The sequence below is a fragment of the Puribacter membranae genome, assembly GCF_055380425.1.
Map to the genome: position 1 here is coordinate 2,290,407 of NZ_AP040167.1, position 19,320 is coordinate 2,309,726.

Genomic DNA, 19,320 nt, shown 5'->3' on the forward strand with positions numbered 1-19,320 from the left:
AGTGGCTCTACTTTACTCCGTCATCTGGCTCAATTTTACTGTGCGATTTACACGTTTATTTTATATCATTTATCTAGTTAATTGTCAATTTTTTTAACAGTCTTTGTTGTGTAACCCTCCCCAAAAACAATCACATTGATAACTAGAGTTTTCCGGTAAGATTTAAACAAACGGAGAATGAAGATGAAGAAATCACGGTTTACAGAAACGCAGATTGTTAAGATCCTGAAAGAAGTCGAATCAGGTCGACTAGTCAAAGAAGTTTGTCGGGAGTACGGTATATCTGAGGCCACCTACTACAACTGGAAAAGCAAGTACGGCGGTATGCAAGCCTCGGACATCAAACGCTTAAAAGAACTGGAAGACGAGAACCGCCGGCTCAAACAGATGTATGCCGAGCTGTGTTTGGACAACCGCATCCTGAAAGACATTGTCGAAAAAAAGCTCTAACGGCAGGTATTCGGCGTGAACTGGTGGACTATGCTCGCAGTGAGCATGACAGCAGTGTGCGCCGTGCCTGTCGGTTAATGGGTATCAGTCACTCCAGTTATCGTTATCAGCCCATTGCGGGTAAAGACGAAGTGGTGATTGCGGGGATACAAGCTGCGGTTGAGCGTTATCCCGCCTACGGCTTTGGCAAGCTTTTGCATATTCTGCGCCGGCAAGGTCATACATGGAATCACAAACGGGTACATCGGCTCTATTGCCAACTGAATCTAAACCTGCGTCGTCGTGGCAAGAAACGTCTGCCCAGCCGCAATCCAGAAGCGTTGTCCGTTCCCAGCATCATTAACCAAAGTTGGTCGATGGACTTTATGAGCGATTCGCTGCAATGTGGCCGAAGGTTTCGTACATTCAACGTGGTGGATGACTTTAACCGCGAAGCTTTAGCCATTGAGATTGACCTCAATCTACCCGCACCACGGGTGATTCGGGTATTGGAGCGTATCATTGCATGGCGTGGCTATCCGAAGCAGATTCGTATGGACAATGGGCCCGAGTTCATTTCCACCGCATTGGCGGATTGGGCTGAGACACATGGCATCCATTTGGAATTCATCCAACCCGGCAAACCCACCCAGAATTCGTTTGTTGAGCGGTTTAATCGCACCTATCGGGATGAAATTCTGAACATGTATGTGTTCAAGAGCTTGAGTCAGGTACGCGAACTCACCGATGATTGGATACGCGAGTACAACGAAGAACGTCCTCATGAATCCCTTGGAAATTTGACGCCTTGGGAGTATTTGGATACAGTTAACAAACCACAAAACTCTAATTTACAGTGTGACTGAAAGTGGGAGGGTTACACAACGACTATTCGGTTCCGACCGAATATGCCTATCAAACCGTGCAGGTGCGTGGTTATGTGGACAGAGTCGTGATTGGTCACGCAGCCAAGGTGATTGCCGTGCATGAGCGCAATTATGGCAAAGCGCAGTTTGTCTATAACCCTTTGCATTATCTGGCTTTACTCGAAACCAAGCCGAATGCACTCAATCAAGCTGCACCGTTACACGGTTGGGCTTTGCCAGAGGACTTCGAGCGACTGCGCAGGTTGATGGAAGCTCGTTTGGGCAATGGGGGACGGCGTGAGTACATTCAGGTATTGCGATTGCTTGAAGACTTTGGTGAGGAAGAAGTCGCCGTTGCGGTTGAGGAATCTTTGCGTTTGTCCACCATCAGTTATGATGCGGTCAAACATTTGGTATTGGCCAAGCATGAGCGTCGTCAGCCACGTTTGAATCTATCGGCTTATCCACACGTACCACAAGCATCGGTGGGCACGACTGATACCCGTGCTTACATGAGCCTGTTGACACAGGAGGTGCGCCATGTCGCTTAATCAATTGTCAACGATGGAAACCTCTGTGCCGCCAGCCGTATTACTCAACCACCATTTGAAGCAACTGCGTTTGCCCACCTTTGTACGCGAACACGAGAAGGTGGCACTTGAATGCGCTCAAGGCGATGTGGACTATCAGCGTTACTTACTGCGCCTGTGCGAACTCGAACACATCGACCGCGAGCGGCGCAACATCGAGAGGCGAATTCGCCAAGCCAAGTTTCCGCAAGTCAAAGGGCTGGACACGTTTGACTTTAAGGCGATTCCGAGCTTGAACAAATCATTGGTGCTTGAATTGGCACGTTGCGAGTGGATTGAACAGCGTGAGTCGGTGATTGCTTTGGGCAATGCGGGGACGGGTAAAACCCATACCGCTCTGGCATTGGGATTGGCGGCTTGCCAGAAGAATCATTCGGTCTTCTTCAGTACCGCTGCCGCGTTGGTGCATGAGCTGATGGAGGCGCGGGATGAGCGGCGTTTACGGGCTTTGCAAAAACAATTGGCGCGAGTGCAATTGCTGATTGTTGATGAGTTGGGTTATGTGCCGTTTACCGCTGTGGGTGCTGAGTTGTTGTTCGAGGTTTTTAGCCGACGCTATGAGCAAGGGGCAACATTGGTCACCAGTAACTTGCCGTTTGATGAATGGACTTCGGTGTTTGGTTCCGAGCGTTTGACTGGCGCTTTGCTCGACAGACTCACACATCATGCTCATATCCTTGAAATGAATGGTGATAGCTACCGACTTGAGGCGCGTAAACGACGCAAAAATGATAAGGAGGCTAATTTGGACGGTTGATTGAGTTTATGATATCGGGATTTACGATACAATCCTCTACGAGGACTTCGGTCTATTTTTTTTAATGCTCAGTTGTAAAAAATTAACGCGTTGTTTACAGTATTTTCGGAGAAAATACTGAAATGAATATGCACAAACGAGTCCGCCTAACCCCGTTAGACCGAGAGGAAATATGGCGCTTATATCAAGGTCGACAATGGAAGGTGACGCACTTGGCAGAACACTACCGAGTAAGTCGCCCTACCATCTATTCAGCGCTGAAAAAAGCGCGTTTACAACAATTTGCACCGAGCGACAGCACCAATGCTCGCTATCGTTCGATCCAATATGGGCTTAAACGATTGGCTAAAATTGAGTTGAGTATCCAAGCTCGACTCAAGCGTGAAGCTCAAAGGTATAACAAATCCTATCCCGGCGAAATGGTACATGTTGACACCAAACGTCTGCCCCTAATCAAAGGGCAAAACAACACGCAACCTCGCGAATATCTGTTCGTCGCGATAGACGACTACTCGCGCGAACTCTACGCCGCCATCCTGCCCGATAAAACCCAATTCAGTTCTGCGCAGTTCCTGATGGAACATCTGCTGGCTCAATGCCCTTATGAGATAGACTACATTTACTCAGACAACGGCAAGGAGTATAGAGGTACACCCCATCACGCATTTGTTCAAGCCTGCGCACAGCACAACATCGGGCAGCGCTTTACTCGCATCGCCAGACCTCAAACCAATGGCAAAGCTGAGCGAGTCATTCGTACCTTGATGCAAATGTGGCACGAGAAAATTCAATTTAAAGACCCGTTGCACCGACAAATTGAACTTAATCGCTTCATTAACTTTTACAATACCGTTAAACCTCACAAATCATTAAATAACTTAACCCCCTACGAGATACTACAAAATTACTTTTATCAAACAAACTGTAAACAACCCGATTAATTCTTACAGCTCAGTGGCTCTACTTTACTCCGTCATCTGGCTCAATTTTACTGTGCGATTTACAGTGGCAAGCGGGTGGTGGTGTATGGGCGGCCATTTTATGCGGGTTGGGGGCTGACTCAGGATCGTGGCGCGGCGTTTGAGGCGGATCGGCGTAAACGGATATTGAGTTTGGATGAGTTGGTCGCCGGTGCGTTGTTGCATTATCCGATTTATTACGATTGGGAGCTGAAGGGCTATACGACCTGCGAGGCGACGCTCAATACGCTATTGAAAGAGCGTGAGCGTTTGTCCGAATCGGGTGGGCTTGGGCGTTTGCGTGTCGGCTTTGTGCGTCGTCAGTGGCGCAAAGCCATGATTCTGGCGAAAGCGTTTTGGTCCGAGCGCTGAGCGATATCGAGTATCAATGCGCGCGTTTAAACGCGCGCTTCTTTCACGGAACTTGTCGTTCCGATAGCGCAATCCAGTGCGCCACATCCTGGTTGAACTCGTCGGCCTGGAGTAACTCTTCCAATTCAATATGCATGCGATAGGCCCAGCGTTGCGCCGGATCGGCAGGGTTGTTGATGCGTTCGGCATTGGCATTCGCTCGGCGCAGCTGCGCGGAGGTTGCCAGCCAATCTTGCAGCGGGAAAATGGTCAGCATTGCCGGTGATTGCAGGTTTTGGCGCACGATTTGCTCGGCCAACGCAGGCGTCAATTCGCTCGGCGCCGCGCCCGTTCGTTGCAGTTGCTGGTCATAATATTGCTGCGTCAGGCTTGGGTTTTCCGTCCACCATTGCCGCAGGGTACTGCTGTCGTGGCTGGAGGTGGTGGTGACGTTCATATAGCCGATGTTTTTCGGATCGTAAAATGGAATGTGTTCTTTGGGCGAGCGTTGGATTTTCAGCGCAACGATACCCAATTCGTCCAATACCTGCGGTACGCAATCGGGTACCAAGCCCAAATCCTCGGCGCAAATCAGCATGTCCGTGGCGCTTTGCAGCGCAGGTAGTTTTTCCATGCCACTGGCGCGCCAAAGCGCCTCTTGCCGCACGAAGAAATAATCAACATACAGCGCGAACAGCTGATCTCGTTGCGCTTGCGTGCGCGATAAAAAGGCCTGCGTCTTGTCAATGTTAAAGCGCGGGTGATACACGACGCCCGCATCCGTTTGCTCGCGTATAAACAATACTTCGGTATGCAGTGACAGCAGCTTGGACTGTAATTCGGTATTGCCCGTACTGTTGGGCTGCGTTTTGAAGTGGTCAACGATTTTGCGCTGCGTATTGAATTCGGCTTTGAATGCATACCGTGCGTCCACATCTGCAGCCGCGTTGGTTTCGATCTGCAAATACTGTGCAATCACCGCGTCCGTATCGGCACCAAACAAGCTTTCGAGCCACTGCTGACGGATATACGGCGCGCAGTCACGTTGCGGATCAAATTCTATGCCGCGTTCGGCCAGCTCAGTCGTGGTTACGCCCAAGGCCGGATAAAAATAGCCCAATAAACCTTGCGTCGCCTCGCTCGAAATACGCCAAATGCGGAAAAAGCCTAAGACGTGATCGATGCGCATGGCATCAAAATATTGCGACAGCGCGGCCATGCGCTTACGCCACCAGCCGTAGTCATCGGCGCGCATGCGTGCCCATTCGTACGTTGGTAGCTCCCAATTCTGCCCCAAATCCGAAAACATATCCGGCGGCGCACCTGCTTGAAAATCCATGCCGAACCACTGCGGCTCGACCCATGTATCGACGCTGTGACGGCGCACGCCAATCGGCAGATCGCCTTTGAGCGACACGCCAAGCTGATGTAAATAATTCACCGCTGAGACCAGTTGTAAATGCAAATGATATTGCACGAAACAGTGCAGCATCACCTCGTCAAACTGTGGGTGAGCGGGGTTAAACAAGGCATCGCAGCGTGCGGATGAGTAGTGCGCATCCGCGCCCCAATGCGTGAAATCCACCGTGCCATACTGATCGCGCAGCGTGCAAAACACCGCATACGGCTTGAGCCAAAACGCGCGTTCGTCAATGAACTGTGCGAATGCCGCATCGCTCATCATCTGCGCTTGATGGCGTGTAAAAATCGAGCGCAGCAAGCGCCACTTCACCCAAATCATGCGTTCAAAATCGATGGTTTCGCAGGCATTGAGTGCTGCTTGCTCCGCGACAAATTCTGTTTGCTCCTGTGTCGTCAGCGTATACGGCAAATCGCGTATCGACACGTATTGCGGGTGCAGCGCATAGACCGAAATGGCCGAATACGGAAATTGATCGTCCCAAGAGTAGTTCACCGAGCTGTCATTGATCGGCAGCACTTGAATCAGCGACAGGCCGACGCTTTTCGCCCAATCCCCCAGTAATTTCAAATCCGCAAACTCGCCGCTGCCCAAAGCATTGCGGCTGCGCAGTGAAAATATCGGAATCGCTACACCGGCGGCGCGCCACAATTGTTCGGGTAAAAAACGATAACCCAAATCACGCACGATGGTCAGTGCATCGTCTGAATGACTGATGACAATGGAGCGATTTTCCCCTGTTTCAAAGGACACAAATCGCCCCGTGAGCGAATCAAAAATACCATATTTATACGCCAACGTACCGTTGAATGCGCTCAAATCCAGCGCCGTTTGCCACACGCCCGCTGCGACCTGTTGCAAAGGAATGAAACACTCCGTGTCCCAATGGCCCAAAGCCTCATGAGCACCCAGCAAACATACTTGCTGATGCCGCTCGTACAGCGGCACTCTGATTTCGAACAGATGTGTTGCGCTGGATAAGCTCGATGGCGCAAGCGCGGCTACATCCGAGCGGGTGTTCTCCAGCACTTTATTGACCAAAAAATGCTCAGGAAAGTTCGGCATATCCCATGCGTCAATCAAATGCAGCGTCGTCTGATGTGCTACGGGCAAAGACGTCAGCGTTCGCGAATGAAACTCCTCGCGCAAGGTTTGCTCCGAATCATCGCGGATACTGAAGTGGTATTCGAGATTGTGTATCGGCGTGTCTAACTCAATGCGCCAACTCTGCGTATCCACAAACCGCATGGGTATCACGCGTGTCACGCCATTTTGAGAGAGATGAAGGCAGATGTGTTCGCCAAACTGGGTGGCGTAGCGGAGTGTGAAAGTGAGGGTCATTATGCGCGGCTTGTTCAGAAAGAATGAGCGCATTATAGCAAAAGCAAAAAGGCCTATGAACATGGTTCATAGGCCTGAAATTTCTGGCTCCCCGACCTGGACTCGAACCAGGGACCTGCGGATTAACAGTCCGTCGCTCTACCGACTGAGCTATCAGGGAACAGGATTGAAATTATGCTATATATTATATGTGTTGTCAATAGTTTTTGTGCCAAAAAGTGGATGGCGTGCGGTTTATTGTCCACTCAGCGGCAGTCGCGGGCGCACGGTGAATTCGTCGTGCGTTTGCAATAATTCGGGATTTTTACGAATCGCGAGACAGCCCGCGAGCGCAATCATGGCGCCGTTATCGGTGCATAGGTGCAGTTCGGGGTAGTGTACGGTGAAACGGTGTTTATCCGCCATTTGGTTCAGTGTGGCGCGCAGTTGTGCGTTTGCGCCGACACCGCCCGCGACCACCAGTCGCTTGAAGTCGGTTTGTTGGAGCGCTTGCAGTGCTTTTTTGCTCAATACGTCCACGGCGGCCTCGACGAAGGCGCGTGCGATGTCAGCTTTGTCTTGTTCGGTTAGCTGTCCGTCGGGATTGGCTTTTTGCAGGTATTTCGCTTGGGTGAGCACGGCGGTTTTTAGTCCGGCGAAGCTGAAATCGAGATTGCCGGAATGCAGCATCGGGCGCCCGAATTTGAAGCGCCCCGCGACGCCTTGCTCCGCCAATTTGGACACGGCAGGCCCACCCGGATAGCTCAAGCCCAATACTTTCGCGGTTTTGTCGAATGCTTCACCGGCGGCGTCATCGAGTGTCTCACCGAGTAGTTCGTATTGACCCACGTCATCCACGCGCATCAATTGCGTGTGCCCGCCGGATACGAGCAGCGCGATGAAGGGAAACTCGGGCGGATTGTCCGAGAGCAGTGGCGAGAGCAGATGACCTTCCAGGTGGTGCACGCCGACGACGGGTTTGTTCAGCACAAAGCCGATGGCGTGTGCATACGCCGTGCCGACCAGCAGCGCGCCTGCCAATCCGGGGCCGGTGGTGCAGGCAATCGCGTCCACATCGTCCAGCGTACATCCGGCATCGTGCAGCACTTTTTCGGTCAATGGCACGACGCGACGAATATGGTCGCGCGAGGCCAATTCAGGTACCACGCCGCCGTAGGCAACGTGCATGTCGATTTGTGAATGCAGGGCGTGCGCGAGCAGGCCGCGCTGGTCGTCGTACAGCGCCACGCCGGTTTCGTCGCAGGAGGATTCGATGCCCAGTATCAACATGATGGTATTTCCGTAAAAGCACTATTTTAGCGGAAATCCATGGCGCATAGCGCGACAGATCATGTGGCATCCGCGCAACTGTACTGGAAAATTACTATCGCGCTGTATCTGTGCAGGGCAAAATGAGTTGTTTATAGTGATCATAGTAATGATGGGAGTGGTGATGGAAACACTGAATGGAGCGGGCGTGCGCGCCTTGGGGTTTGTTGGTTTGGGCGTGATGGGTGCGCCGATGGCGGGACATTTGCTCAAAAGCGGCTTGCGCGTGTTGGCCTACAACCGCACTGCGGCGAAGGCACAGGCGTGGCGGGCGCGTTTTCCGAACGGCGAAACCTGCGATCGTTTGAGCGAATTGGCGCAGAGCGTTGATGTACTCGCGCTGTGCGTGGGCAATGACAACGACGTGCGTGAAACGGTACACGCGGTGCTGCCGCATTTGAAAAGCGGCGCGGTGATTGTCGATCACACCACCACCTCGTCGGCGTTGGCGCAGGAAATGGCGGCATTGTGCGCTGAACGGGGCGTGCAGTTTCTCGATTGCCCCGTTTCGGGTGGGCAGGCAGGCGCGGAAAATGGCAAGCTGACCATCATGGCGGGCGGCGATTTGGCTGCGTTTGAGCGCGTTCAGCCGATTTTGGCGCTGTATTCGCAGCATCAGCAGCACTTCGGCGCGTCCGGCGCAGGTCAGGGCGCAAAAATGGTCAATCAGATTTTGGTCGTGAGCGTGTTGCAGGGCTTGGCCGAGGGCATCACGCTGGGTAAGGCGCTCAATCTGGACATCCCTGCGCTGGTTGATACGCTCAAGCGCGGCGCGGCCGGATCGTGGCAGCTCGAAAATCGCGGCGTGACCATGAGTGAAGGCAAGTTTGATTTTGGCTTTGCGATTGATTGGGCGATCAAAGATTTGGGCATCGTCACCGACTGCGCGCGCTCGTTAGCGCTCGATTTGCCACTGACGCAGGCCACGCTGGCGCGCTATCGTCAGATTTCCGCTGACGGCCACGGACGCGAGGACACCTCCGCGCTGATTCGCCAATTTGATCAAAAAACGAATTGAAACAATGGTTTGATAAAACCCGCAGTAGTCGATAAAATACCGCTTTTACTATGAATCGAGCGCGACGCGTTCACACCACGAAGGAACCTCTATGTTTACCCGAGCCAACCACACCATTGCCAACATTGACCCTGAGCTCGCCGTCGCGATGGCGCAGGAAGTCCAACGCCAGCAAGACCACATCGAATTGATCGCGTCCGAAAACTACACCAGCCCGGCGGTGATGGAAGCGCAAGGTTCACAGTTGACCAACAAATACGCCGAAGGCTATCCGGGCAAACGCTACTACGGCGGCTGCGAATACGTCGATATCGTTGAACAACTCGCGATTGACCGTGTGAAACAACTGTTTGGCGCGGAAGCGGCCAACGTGCAGCCGAACTCCGGCTCGCAAGCGAACCAAGGCGTATTTTTCGCCATGCTCCAGCCGGGCGACACCATCATGGGTATGAGCTTGGCCGAAGGCGGTCACTTGACCCACGGCATGAAACTGAACATGAGCGGCAAATGGTTTAACGTCGTTTCCTACGGTCTGGACGCGAACGAAGACATCGACTACGACAAAATGGAAGCCCTCGCGCGCGAAACCAAACCCAAACTCATCATCGCCGGTGCGTCCGCTTTTGCATTGCGCATTGACTTTGAACGCTTTGCGAAAATCGCCAAAGAAGTGGGCGCCTACTTCATGGTAGACATGGCGCACTACGCCGGTTTGATCGCTGCGGGCGTGTATCCAAACCCAGTGCCGCACGCCGATTTCGTCACCACGACGACGCACAAATCACTGCGCGGTCCGCGCGGTGGCGTGATCTTGATGAAAGCCGAGTTTGAAAAACAAATCAACTCCGCGATTTTCCCCGGCCTGCAAGGTGGTCCATTGATGCACGTCATCGCGGGTAAAGCCGTGGCGTTCAAAGAAGCGCTGTCGCCGGAGTTCAAAGCCTACCAAGAACAAGTCGTGAAAAACGCCAAAGTTATGGCCGAAACCCTGATCAAGCGTGGCTTGCGCATCGTTTCGGGTCGCACCGAATCGCACGTCATGCTGGTCGATCTGCAGCCAAAAGGATTGACCGGTAAAGAAGCCGAACGCATCCTTGGCGAAGCGCACATGACCTGTAATAAAAACGCCATTCCGAACGATCCGCAAACGCCGTTCGTCACCAGCGGTATTCGCGTTGGCACGCCTGCGTTGACCACGCGCGGCTTTAAAGAAGCGGAAACCGAGCAAATCGCCAACCTGATCGCCGATGTGCTCGACAATCCGACCGATGCAGCGACGATTGAGCGTGTGAAAGCAGATGTCAAGAAATTGGTGGATGCGTTTCCGGTGTATGGTTGATTTGTGATCAATTTAAAGGGCGGCTGCAAGGCCGTCTTTTTTATTGTTTGAATAGTTTTTGAGGGGAATATGCTTTATGAGCAATCAATATCAAACATTGATAACAATTTTGGATCGCCTATGTTCTGAGGCTCCATCAAATTATAAACGCTATCATGTCTTACTTAATAACACAGAAAAAATGAATCAAGCCCGTTCAAGAGCATTAATTCATTTATATCTTAAAGTAAATTTTGGAATTTTGGATTTTAAAAATAGAGAAGATTTAATAACTGATGATCCTCATGACGGAGGAGTTGACGCATATTTTATAGATAAGGAAAGAAAGAAAATTTATCTTATCCAGTCAAAGTTTCGAACTAACTCTAAAAATTATGAGGAAAAAGAAATTAGTCTAGATGAAATTTTGCAGATGGAAGGGTAATACCCCCTAAAAAAGCCAGCACCTAAAAGTAGAACCCTTTAAACTAACCCAAAGGAGTTTTACATGAAAGTATCCAAATTCAGCGACAGCCAAATCGCCAGCATTCTAAAACAAGCCGAGTCAGGCGTACCCGTACCCGCACTGTGTCGTGAGCATGGCATCAGCAGTGCCACCTTCTACAAATGGCGCAGCAAATACGCAGGCATGGACGCAAACCTCATGAGCCGCCTCAAAGCCTTAGAAGCCGAGAACACGCGCCTGAAAAAACTCTATGCCGAATCCCAGCTGCACACCGACATCCTCAAGGAGTGCCTTGCAAAAAAGTAAGCGCGTCATCTCGTAAAGAGATGGCGCAACAACTGCACAACGATAAAAACATCAGCATCCGTGCGTCCTGCGAACTCATGAGTATCTCAGAAAAACGCTTTCGCCACATCCCAACGCGCGCGCAAGCCAACGCCATGATAGCCGCTAAACTGATCGAGTTGACCACCACCAAAGGACAAAACACATGGGGCTTTCGATTATGCTACCTGCACATCCGCAACGTCTTGGGCTGGAAATACAACCACAAACGCATCTACCGCATTTACTGCAAACTCGGGCTCAACTTGCGCCTGATTCCCAACAAACGCCTTGACCGAGAAACACCGCAACCACTCGAAGTGCCCGACGCAATGGATGTGACGTGGTCAATCGACTTCACCCACGACAACCTCGAGGATGGGCGCAGCATCCGCTCATGCAACGTCATTGACGACCACAACCGAGAAGGGTTGTTGGCAGAAATCAACTTCTCAATCCCCGCAACCACGCTGACGCGCTATCTCGACCAACTCATTGAATGGCGTGGTAAACCTCAAGCGATACGCTCGGACAACGGCCCAGAATTCATCAGCCACCACTACCAGCAATGGGCGCAAAAGCACGGCATTAAACTGCTCTACATCCAACCTGGAAACCCACAGCAGAACGCCTACATTGAACGCTTTAACCGAACCATGCGCTATGAATTGCTCAATCAGACATTATTTGAGTCACTCGAACACGCTCAAATCGAGGCGACACAGTGGCTGTGGTGTTACAATAACAACCGTCCTCATATGTCGCTCGGTGGATTCACTCCAGCGCAAACGCGTATGATGGCTTTAGCAAACTCACGCGTCCTGCACTAAACGCAGGACTTGTGCTGATTCTACTTTTAGATACCGCCTTTTTAGGGGGGATTACCGAAGTTGACAGAATTACAGAAGGAAAAACTAATGGCGAGGATGGCTATGAATATAACCAGAAAATAAAGAAATTACAGTGTTGTATAGCTGAAATGGATGATGTGGGACGTTATACCTATGAAATTGTCATATTGGCAAATTTAAAAGATACAACACCAAATAAGTTGAGAAAGTTAACGGGAGGATTTAACGCCTCTGTATTAGACTTTAAAAAAGTTTATTCGGAGCTGTTGTTCCCTGTTGTTACAGGAACATTCTATGATCAGTCAGAACTTTCAATATCCTTGAACTTGTCAAATAAATCGGCCTCTAGTGCCAGAATCAATTATTCGGTTGATACAGAATATGAGGGGTGTGATATCACTGTTGTTTTTGTTCCTACCGAAGAAATAGGAAAAATACTTTATAAGTATAAGAACTCAATACTTAAATATAACCCTAGATGTTATCTTGAGTTGCGAACAAATAGTGTGAATGCGGAAATTTATGGCACTATAGTTAACAAACAGACAAATGAATTTGCATTATTTAATAATGGTATAACTATGTTGTCAGATCAAACCTCTTTTAATGAGAAGGTTGGTCAAGTTGATAGAGCGCAAATTTTTATTATTAATCCGCAGATTATCAATGGTGGTCAGACTGCTTTTACTTTAAGCAGGATATATGAAGAAACTTTGCTAAAAAAAGTTCCAAATGATGTTTTCAATCAGAAGGAAGTGCTATTGAAAATCATCACCTTTAGAGGAGACTCCAAAACTAATTCTAAGAAGAAAGTTCAATTGATTGAGTCTATTTCAAAAGCAACAAATCAACAAAGCCAAGTTTCAGAAGCAGATCGGCGATCAAATGATGCGGTTCAGATAAATATCCAAAATATATTATTTGAGAAATTTGGTATGTATTATGAAAGAAAAAAAGGTGAGTTTTCTGATGGGATCAAGGAGAAATATATTACAAGAAAACAAATAATTAGTAGGGATTTGCTGCTGCGTTTAGCAATGTCATGTAATGGAAGATCCTCACAAGCTCGTAGAAGTAGTGATAGGGTTATCTTTGAAGAACAGCATTTTGCTAACGTTTTAAAAGATTTAGAGGCGAGTGTTGATATGTACTATTACGCATATTTATGCTACCAGTATTTGATTAACTTAGAAAAAGAACATGACAAGGAGCAGAGTGAAAAAAATTTTGGATTTGGCTTAAGATATGGGAAATATGCTGTTGTTTCTGCTGTTATTTATAGTAGATATAAAAATATAAAATCCTTAGAAGATCATGAGAATGATGTTTCAGAGGTTTTAGCAAGCTGGATTGATTTTGAGTCTAAAGTCGTCAAAAATTCACGTAATAATGCTTATTTTCAGGTGATTAATGACTCTGGTATTGAGTCAAGATACTATAATTTCGATGGCTACTATAAAGGTCGAACTCTAAACTCGGATCTCAAAGATTTTTTTAGTCAAAGTTCGAGTATGGAGTAACTCGGTTTTATATATGAATGTTGAATATTTTTATAAGGCCATTAATCTGGCGCACAGAGCCATCGGTCTGTGTTCGCCCAATCCGCGCGTCGGTTGTGTGCTGGTCAAGGACGAGCAAATCATCGGGCAGGGGCATACTCAGACGGTCGGGCAGGCACACGCGGAGGTGATGGCGATACGCGACGCGCAGCAGCGCGAGCTGGATACCGCCGGTGCGACGGCGTATGTGACTTTGGAGCCGTGCAGTCATTACGGGCGCACGCCGCCGTGCGCGCATGCCTTGATTTTGGCGCGCGTGGCGAAGGTTGTGGTGGCGTGTCTGGATCCGAATCCGCAGGTGGCGGGGCAGGGTGTGGAAAAATTGCGCGCCGCAGGCGTCGAGGTGGAGGTATTGCCGCCCGAGCATGAACTGGCACGAGCGGCGTATGATTTGAACATCGGTTTTATGACGCGTATGACGCAGAATCGTCCATTCACGCGGCTGAAGTGGGCGCAGAGTGCGGATGGTAAAACGGCGCTACCGACGGGGCGCAGTCAGTGGATTACGGGCGAAGCGGCGCGGCAGGACGGGCATCTATGGCGCGCGCGCGCGGATGTGGTCGTAACCGGTGTGGGTACGGTGTTACACGACGATCCGCAGTTGAATGTGCGCGGCGTGGCGCTGGTGAATCAGCCGATCAAATGTGTGGTGGATGCGTGGGCGCAAACGCCGGTGAGCGCCAAATTATTCAATGACGGTCCGGTGTGGTTGGCCTGTGCTGAGGTGGCGGAGGATCACCCACAGGCGGGTGCGTTGATGATGCGCTTGGCACTGCTGGAGCAGGAGCATGCGAATCTGACGGTGTTGCGCGTGCCGACGGTTTCAACGGCGGCGGGCGATGTATGCCATGAACGCGTGGATTTGCGTGCGCTGTGGGCGTATTTTGCCGAGCAGTCGTTCAATGAGATTCATGTGGAGGCGGGCGCGACGCTGAATGCGGCGTTGCTGGAGGCTGGTTTGGTCGATGAACTGCTGATGTACTTCGCGCCGCGTGTGGTGGGCGCGGGTTTACCTGCCGCGAATTTTGCGCCGTCGGTGCAGTTGGATGATTTGCAACAGGCGGCGCAATGGCGTTGGCTGGATGTGCTGACTTTGGATGATGACGTGCGGCTGCGTTTGCGCAAAAATTAAGGTTTTGTGCTGCGGCGTATGGTTTGCGTTGAAATCAACGGGGGCGTGATGAATCACGCCCCTGTGTTTTTGATGCGCCCACCGTCAATGAGCACTGCCGACGATCATTACCACGGCGCGCGTTGGTCCGTGGTGCATGCGCCGGAGCCGAATAGTCTTCCGTTGACGGGTTTGAGGCGCAGATTGCCGTTGCGGTCAATGGTGACGTCAATCTTGCCATCGCCTTCGTAGTAGTAGCCCCATGATTGGTCTTGGTAACGAATGATCACGCCCCAAGTCGGCGCGAAGCAGCCAAAGGCTTTGCGATCACCAATGTCGGTGAAGCGAATGTCGCCGCGATCAGGCACGGTGATGGAGAAGGAGCCGTGGTGATTCTTTGCGGTTTTTCCCGGTTGGACGGGAATGTTGTAGGTGATGGTTTGATCGTATTGGTTGTTCAGGTTACGGATGGTGTAGTTTGCTTGCGCGGGCGCGGACAGGGCGAGCAGACCGACCAAAGATAATGCGCTGATGATTTTTAAATGTGTTTTTTGAGTGTGCATGATTGCCTTTTTGTGAACGATGAAAAACGGTGTCTATTGATCCAATGAGTGGCGGCAATAAAGGTTGACTCCATATTGTCCAAACGCTTATTTGAATGGGTTGTTTATTGTGCCGGATCGCGGTATTGCCAACGCAGTGCGTCAATTGCGCTCAGCAGCTCGGGTGAGAGCGTGACGTTGTAGGCATCAAGGCATTCGTCCAATTGCGCCACTGAAGTCACGCCGATGATGGTGCTGGCGACCAGTGGCTTGTGGTAGCAAAAGGCCAGAGCCAATTGCGTCGGTGTCAAGCCGTGTTCGCGCGCGAGTTGGTTGTAGCGGCGGGCGGCGTCGAGCGCCTCCGGTCGTCCCCAACGTTGATTGCGCATGCTTTGATAGCGCGTCATGCGCGCTTGTTCGGGTGCGTCTGCGCCGGTGAAGCCTGAGGCATCGTATTTTCCCGTCAATAGACCAAACGCCAGCGGCGAGTAGGCCAGTAGCGACACGCCGAGCAGGTGCATGGTTTCGTCCAAGCCGTTTTCATACGAGCGGTTCACCAGTGAATATGGATTTTGCACCGTGGCGACGCGTGGCAAGTTGTGCTGCTCAGCCATGCGGATGAATTCGTGTACGCCGAATGGCGTTTCGTTCGACAGACCGACGGCTTTGACTTTGCCAGCGTTGACCAACTGCGCGAGTGCGCCCAGTTGCTCGTGCATTTGCTCGATGATCGGCGCGTAATTTTGTCCCTGTGTTTCGTAGTAAATTTTGCCGAACATGGCGGTCGGACGCGTTGGCCAATGGATTTGATACAGGTCAATCACGTCGGTGTTCAGGCGTTTGAGGCTGGCGTCGCAGGCGTTGAGGATGTCCTGTGCACTGAGCTGATCGCTGCCGCCACGCACCCACGGCATGCCACGTGACGGACCGGCGACTTTGGTGGCGACGATCCACTGATCGCGCATCCCCGGGTTTTGCGCAAACCAGCGGCCAATGATGGTTTCGGTCAGGGTAAAGGTTTCGGCTTTGACCGGAACGGCGTACATTTCGGCGGTGTCGAGGAAATTCACCCCGCGCTCCAGTGAGCGTGCGAGGATGGCGTGTGCATCGGTTTCGTTGACTTGTTCGCCAAAGGTCATGGTACCCAGACAAATAGGGGTGACGTGCAGGTCGCTGTGGCCGAGTTGGACTGCTTTCATGGGGTGCTCTCTTGGTAAAAATGTTAGAATCGTACGTTCATTCGGTAGCGCGTAGTATAAAACCAGATTGGAGTAAAAATAAGTATGTTTACAGGAATTATCGCCGATGTGGCGCAGATTGTCGCGGTGGCGCCGCTGGGCGCGGACAGCAGCTTTTCGGGCGTGCGTGTGACGGTGCAAACCGAGCATTTGGATTTGTCCGATGTGGCGCTCGGTGACTCGATTGCGATCAATGGCGCGTGCATGACGGTGGTGACGCTGGATCAGGATGCGAAAACCTTTGCTGTGGATGTCTCGCATGAGAGTTTGAGCAAAACCAGCGGGCTGGATCGTGTCGGTCATGTGAATTTGGAAAAAGCCATGCGTCTGTCCGATCGTCTGGGCGGGCATTTGGTCTCGGGGCATGTGGACGATGTGGCGCGTATCGTGTCGCTCACGCCGGTGGGCGAGTCGTTCGAGTTGATTTTCGCCGCGCCGGTTAAATGGCGACGTTTTCTCGCGGATAAAGGCTCTGTCACGCTCAACGGTACAAGCTTGACGGTCAATCGCGTGTGGGCGGATGAAACGAATGTCTTCGGCACGATCAATCTGATTCCACACACCATGGCGCATACGGTGTTTCAGTATTTGAAGGCGGGGGATGCGATCAACTTCGAGGTGGATTTATTAGCGCGTTATGTCGCTCAACTGGTCGATCAAATGCCTAATCAATTGCCGAATAGTGACGGCGCAAATCACGTACAATAACGGCTGTTCAAATCAACTAAATCAATCACATAGAGTATTTTTATGTCATCCAATGAGGCAATAGCACAAGTAGACATCATCGATCCGACCATTCCCACGGTCATCGAGCCGCAGGCCATGGCGAGTACCGAGGAAATCATCGCCGAGCTGAAAGCTGGTCGCATGGTGGTGCTGGTCGATGAAGAAGACCGCGAAAACGAGGGCGATCTGGTGCTGGCGGCGGACTTCGTCACGCCCGCAGCGATTAATTTCATGGTCACGCACGCGCGTGGCTTGGTGTGTCTGTGTCTGACCGAAGAGCGCTGCGATGCGCTCGGTTTGCCGATGATGGTCGGCGTGGGAGAGAACGGCACGCAATACGGCACCAATTTCACGGTGTCGATTGAGGCGCGCGAGGGCGTGACCACCGGTATTTCCGCCTCCGACCGTGCACGCACGATTGCGGTGGCGGCGGGCGAGCAGTTTGGCGCGAGCGATATCGTGCAGCCCGGACATATTTTCCCGCTGCGCGCGCGCAACGGTGGCGTGCTGGTGCGCGCGGGTCATACCGAGGCGGGTTGTGATTTGACACGCTTGGCCGGATTGACCTCGGCGGCGGTGATTTGCGAAATCATGAAGCCCGATGGCGAAATGGCGCGTTTGCCGGAGTTAAAAGAATTTGCGCGTGAGCATAATTTGAAAATCGGTACGATTGCCGATTTGATCGAATACCGCAGCGCGCGCGAAAAATTGGTTGAGCGCGTGGGTCAATACACCATGCAGACGGCAGTGGGCGAATTTACCGCCGTACTGTACGAGGAGCCGACTGCGGGACAGACGCATCTGGCGCTGGTGCATGGTGACATCGAAGGCACCGACGTCGTGCCGGTGCGCGTGCATGAGCCGTTTTCCGTGCTGGATTTGCTTGATACGCAGAACACCACGCATTCGCTGTCGCTGAACAGCGCCTTGGCACACATTCATGAGCAGGGCGCGGGCGTGGCGGTGCTGCTCAATTGCCAAGAAGCCCCGAGCCGCCTGATCACGCAGTTTCAACGGCTGGCGCATCCTGAAAGCGCCGCACCGAAAGTACCGAGCGAACTGCGTTTATATGGCATCGGTGCACAAATTTTGAAGGACGTGGGCGTAAAACGCATGAATTTGCTCGGAAGTCCGCGTAAAATGCCGTCTATGGGCGGTTTTGATCTGGAAGTGGTTGGCTTTACCGCCATTGAATAATTAAGGAGAAGTGAAATGGTTGAAGAGTTTAAACCCGAAATCAACGGCGAAGGCTTGCGCATCGGTATCGTCAAAGCGCGTTTTAATGAAAACGTCGGCGAAGGCCTGTTCAACGCCTGCGTGGCCGAATTGATGGCCAAAGGCGTGGCCGAAGAAGACATTCTGTACATCACCGTACCGGGCGCACTGGAAGTGCCATTGGCTTTGCAAATGCTCGCGCAATCCGAAGAGTTTGACGCGCTGATCGCATTGGGTGCGGTGATTCGTGGTGAAACCTACCACTTTGATTTGGTGGCGAACGAATCCGGCGCAGGCATCACCAAGGTTGGCTTGGATCACAATATGCCGATCGCCAACGCGATTTTGACCACCGAAAACGACGAGCAAGCTGAAGTGCGTATGGCGGAAAAAGGTGCGGAAGCAGCGCGCGTGGCGATTGAAATGGCGTGTTTGTACGAGGCATTGGACGATTTTCTGAGCTTTGTCGAGACCGAAGACGCGAAAGAGGAAGATTAAATGAAAAGTGCGCGTAGACGTTCACGCGAATTGGCGGTACAGGCGCTGTATCAATGGCTGATGACCGGCGGCGACGCCGGTGCAGCCGAAGCCTACATCCGCGAAACGCCGGACTTTCACAAAGCCGACGAAGCCTATTTTAAAACCCTGTACAAAGGCGCGACGGCGCAGGCTGAGGATTTGCGCGGTGCGATTGCGCCGTACATCGACCGACCGCTGGCCGAACTCAGTCCCGTCGAACACGGCATTTTGCTGGTGGCGGCGTATGAGTTGCAAACGCAGATGGATGTACCGTACAAAGTCGTGATCAACGAAGCGGTCGAAATTGCCAAAAGCTTCGGCGGTACCGATGGTTTTAAATACGTCAACGGTGTGTTGGACAAACTGGCGGCACAAACTCGTGCGTTGGAAGTCAACGCGGCGGGATGAG

Annotated in this window: 18 protein-coding genes, 1 tRNA gene and 1 pseudogene; 15 read left to right on the top strand and 5 right to left on the bottom strand. The window is 51.6% G+C overall.

Features of this window, described 5'->3' with window-relative positions:
- The first annotated feature begins 183 nt into the window (after positions 1-183).
- The 5 genes from ACZ41M_RS11065 to ACZ41M_RS11085 all read left to right on the top strand — a co-directional run bounded on the left by ACZ41M_RS11065 (position 184) and on the right by ACZ41M_RS11085 (position 3,973).
- Positions 184-1,295 (top strand): IS3 family transposase gene (locus ACZ41M_RS11065; protein ID WP_464731120.1). Its coding sequence is split into 2 segments (ribosomal slippage): positions 184-433 and positions 433-1,295, totalling 1,113 coding nucleotides; the frame shifts between segments, so codons are not numbered across the junction.
- 2 nt (positions 1,296-1,297) lie between these two features.
- On the top strand, positions 1,298-1,846 hold the full coding sequence (locus ACZ41M_RS11070; protein ID WP_464731119.1) for a Mu transposase domain-containing protein: 549 nt from the start codon (positions 1,298-1,300) through the stop codon (positions 1,844-1,846).
- Positions 1,836-2,642 (top strand): IS21-like element helper ATPase IstB, encoded by an 807-nt coding sequence (gene istB, locus ACZ41M_RS11075; RefSeq protein ID WP_464730363.1) that lies wholly within the window; start codon positions 1,836-1,838, stop codon positions 2,640-2,642. The genes ACZ41M_RS11070 and istB overlap by 11 nt, the downstream gene beginning before the upstream one ends.
- A 122-nt stretch (positions 2,643-2,764) precedes the next feature.
- The gene (locus ACZ41M_RS11080; protein ID WP_464730411.1) at positions 2,765-3,583 is read left to right on the top strand and encodes an integrase core domain-containing protein; all 819 of its coding nucleotides are present in this window, start codon (positions 2,765-2,767) and stop codon (positions 3,581-3,583) included.
- A gap of 57 nt (positions 3,584-3,640) precedes the next feature.
- Positions 3,641-3,973, top strand: a complete 333-nt coding sequence (locus ACZ41M_RS11085) for a capsular polysaccharide export protein, LipB/KpsS family (protein ID WP_464737506.1) — start codon at positions 3,641-3,643, stop codon at positions 3,971-3,973.
- 43 nt (positions 3,974-4,016) lie between these two features.
- Here ACZ41M_RS11085 and ACZ41M_RS11090 read toward each other — a convergent pair whose 3' ends face one another.
- From ACZ41M_RS11090 to tsaD, 3 genes are all read right to left on the bottom strand, one after another.
- Positions 4,017-6,713 carry a 4-alpha-glucanotransferase gene (locus ACZ41M_RS11090; protein WP_464731118.1) on the bottom strand — a complete coding sequence of 899 codons (2,697 nt, stop codon included), beginning with the start codon at positions 6,711-6,713 and terminating at the stop codon, positions 4,017-4,019.
- 84 nt (positions 6,714-6,797) lie between these two features.
- Positions 6,798-6,873, bottom strand: a tRNA-Asn gene (locus ACZ41M_RS11095).
- Positions 6,874-6,947: 74 nt separating this feature from the next.
- The gene (tsaD, locus tag ACZ41M_RS11100; RefSeq protein ID WP_464731117.1) at positions 6,948-7,982 is read right to left on the bottom strand and encodes a tRNA (adenosine(37)-N6)-threonylcarbamoyltransferase complex transferase subunit TsaD; all 1,035 of its coding nucleotides are present in this window, start codon (positions 7,980-7,982) and stop codon (positions 6,948-6,950) included.
- A gap of 163 nt (positions 7,983-8,145) precedes the next feature.
- On the opposite strand from tsaD, the gene ACZ41M_RS11105 reads away from it, so the two are divergent.
- From ACZ41M_RS11105 to ribD, 6 genes and pseudogenes are all read left to right on the top strand, one after another.
- Entirely contained in the window at positions 8,146-9,039 is an 894-nt protein-coding gene (locus ACZ41M_RS11105; protein WP_464731116.1) for an NAD(P)-dependent oxidoreductase, read from the top strand.
- Between the two features lie 91 nt (positions 9,040-9,130).
- Positions 9,131-10,378 carry a serine hydroxymethyltransferase gene (gene glyA / locus ACZ41M_RS11110; RefSeq protein ID WP_464731115.1) on the top strand — a complete coding sequence of 416 codons (1,248 nt, stop codon included), beginning with the start codon at positions 9,131-9,133 and terminating at the stop codon, positions 10,376-10,378.
- A gap of 76 nt (positions 10,379-10,454) precedes the next feature.
- On the top strand, positions 10,455-10,802 hold the full coding sequence (locus ACZ41M_RS11115) for a hypothetical protein (protein ID WP_464731114.1): 348 nt from the start codon (positions 10,455-10,457) through the stop codon (positions 10,800-10,802).
- A 63-nt stretch (positions 10,803-10,865) separates the two neighbouring features.
- A pseudogene (locus ACZ41M_RS11120) lies at positions 10,866-11,977 on the top strand (IS3 family transposase).
- 11 nt (positions 11,978-11,988) lie between these two features.
- Complete coding sequence (locus ACZ41M_RS11125; protein ID WP_464731113.1) at positions 11,989-13,518, top strand: AIPR family protein; 1,530 nt, start codon at positions 11,989-11,991, stop codon at positions 13,516-13,518.
- Between the two features lie 13 nt (positions 13,519-13,531).
- Positions 13,532-14,689: a bifunctional diaminohydroxyphosphoribosylaminopyrimidine deaminase/5-amino-6-(5-phosphoribosylamino)uracil reductase RibD gene (ribD, locus tag ACZ41M_RS11130; RefSeq protein ID WP_464731112.1), complete on the top strand. Its 1,158-nt coding sequence runs from the start codon at positions 13,532-13,534 to the stop codon at positions 14,687-14,689.
- Between the two features lie 107 nt (positions 14,690-14,796).
- Here ribD and ACZ41M_RS11135 read toward each other — a convergent pair whose 3' ends face one another.
- Positions 14,797-15,231 carry a hypothetical protein gene (locus ACZ41M_RS11135; protein ID WP_464731111.1) on the bottom strand — a complete coding sequence of 145 codons (435 nt, stop codon included), beginning with the start codon at positions 15,229-15,231 and terminating at the stop codon, positions 14,797-14,799.
- 104 nt (positions 15,232-15,335) lie between these two features.
- Positions 15,336-16,409, bottom strand: a complete 1,074-nt coding sequence (locus ACZ41M_RS11140) for an aldo/keto reductase (RefSeq protein ID WP_464731110.1) — start codon at positions 16,407-16,409, stop codon at positions 15,336-15,338.
- 84 nt (positions 16,410-16,493) lie between these two features.
- Here ACZ41M_RS11140 and ACZ41M_RS11145 point away from each other — a divergent pair, with 84 nt between their 5' ends.
- From ACZ41M_RS11145 to nusB, 4 genes are all read left to right on the top strand, one after another.
- Positions 16,494-17,156, top strand: a complete 663-nt coding sequence (locus ACZ41M_RS11145; protein ID WP_464731109.1) for a riboflavin synthase — start codon at positions 16,494-16,496, stop codon at positions 17,154-17,156.
- Between the two features lie 117 nt (positions 17,157-17,273).
- Positions 17,274-18,374 (top strand): bifunctional 3,4-dihydroxy-2-butanone-4-phosphate synthase/GTP cyclohydrolase II, encoded by a 1,101-nt coding sequence (gene ribBA, locus ACZ41M_RS11150; protein ID WP_464732148.1) that lies wholly within the window; start codon positions 17,274-17,276, stop codon positions 18,372-18,374.
- Positions 18,375-18,389: 15 nt separating this feature from the next.
- On the top strand, positions 18,390-18,890 hold the full coding sequence (gene ribH / locus ACZ41M_RS11155) for a 6,7-dimethyl-8-ribityllumazine synthase (protein WP_464731108.1): 501 nt from the start codon (positions 18,390-18,392) through the stop codon (positions 18,888-18,890).
- On the top strand, positions 18,891-19,319 hold the full coding sequence (nusB, locus tag ACZ41M_RS11160) for a transcription antitermination factor NusB (RefSeq protein WP_464731107.1): 429 nt from the start codon (positions 18,891-18,893) through the stop codon (positions 19,317-19,319). It abuts the gene before it with no gap.
- Position 19,320 lies beyond the last annotated feature (1 nt).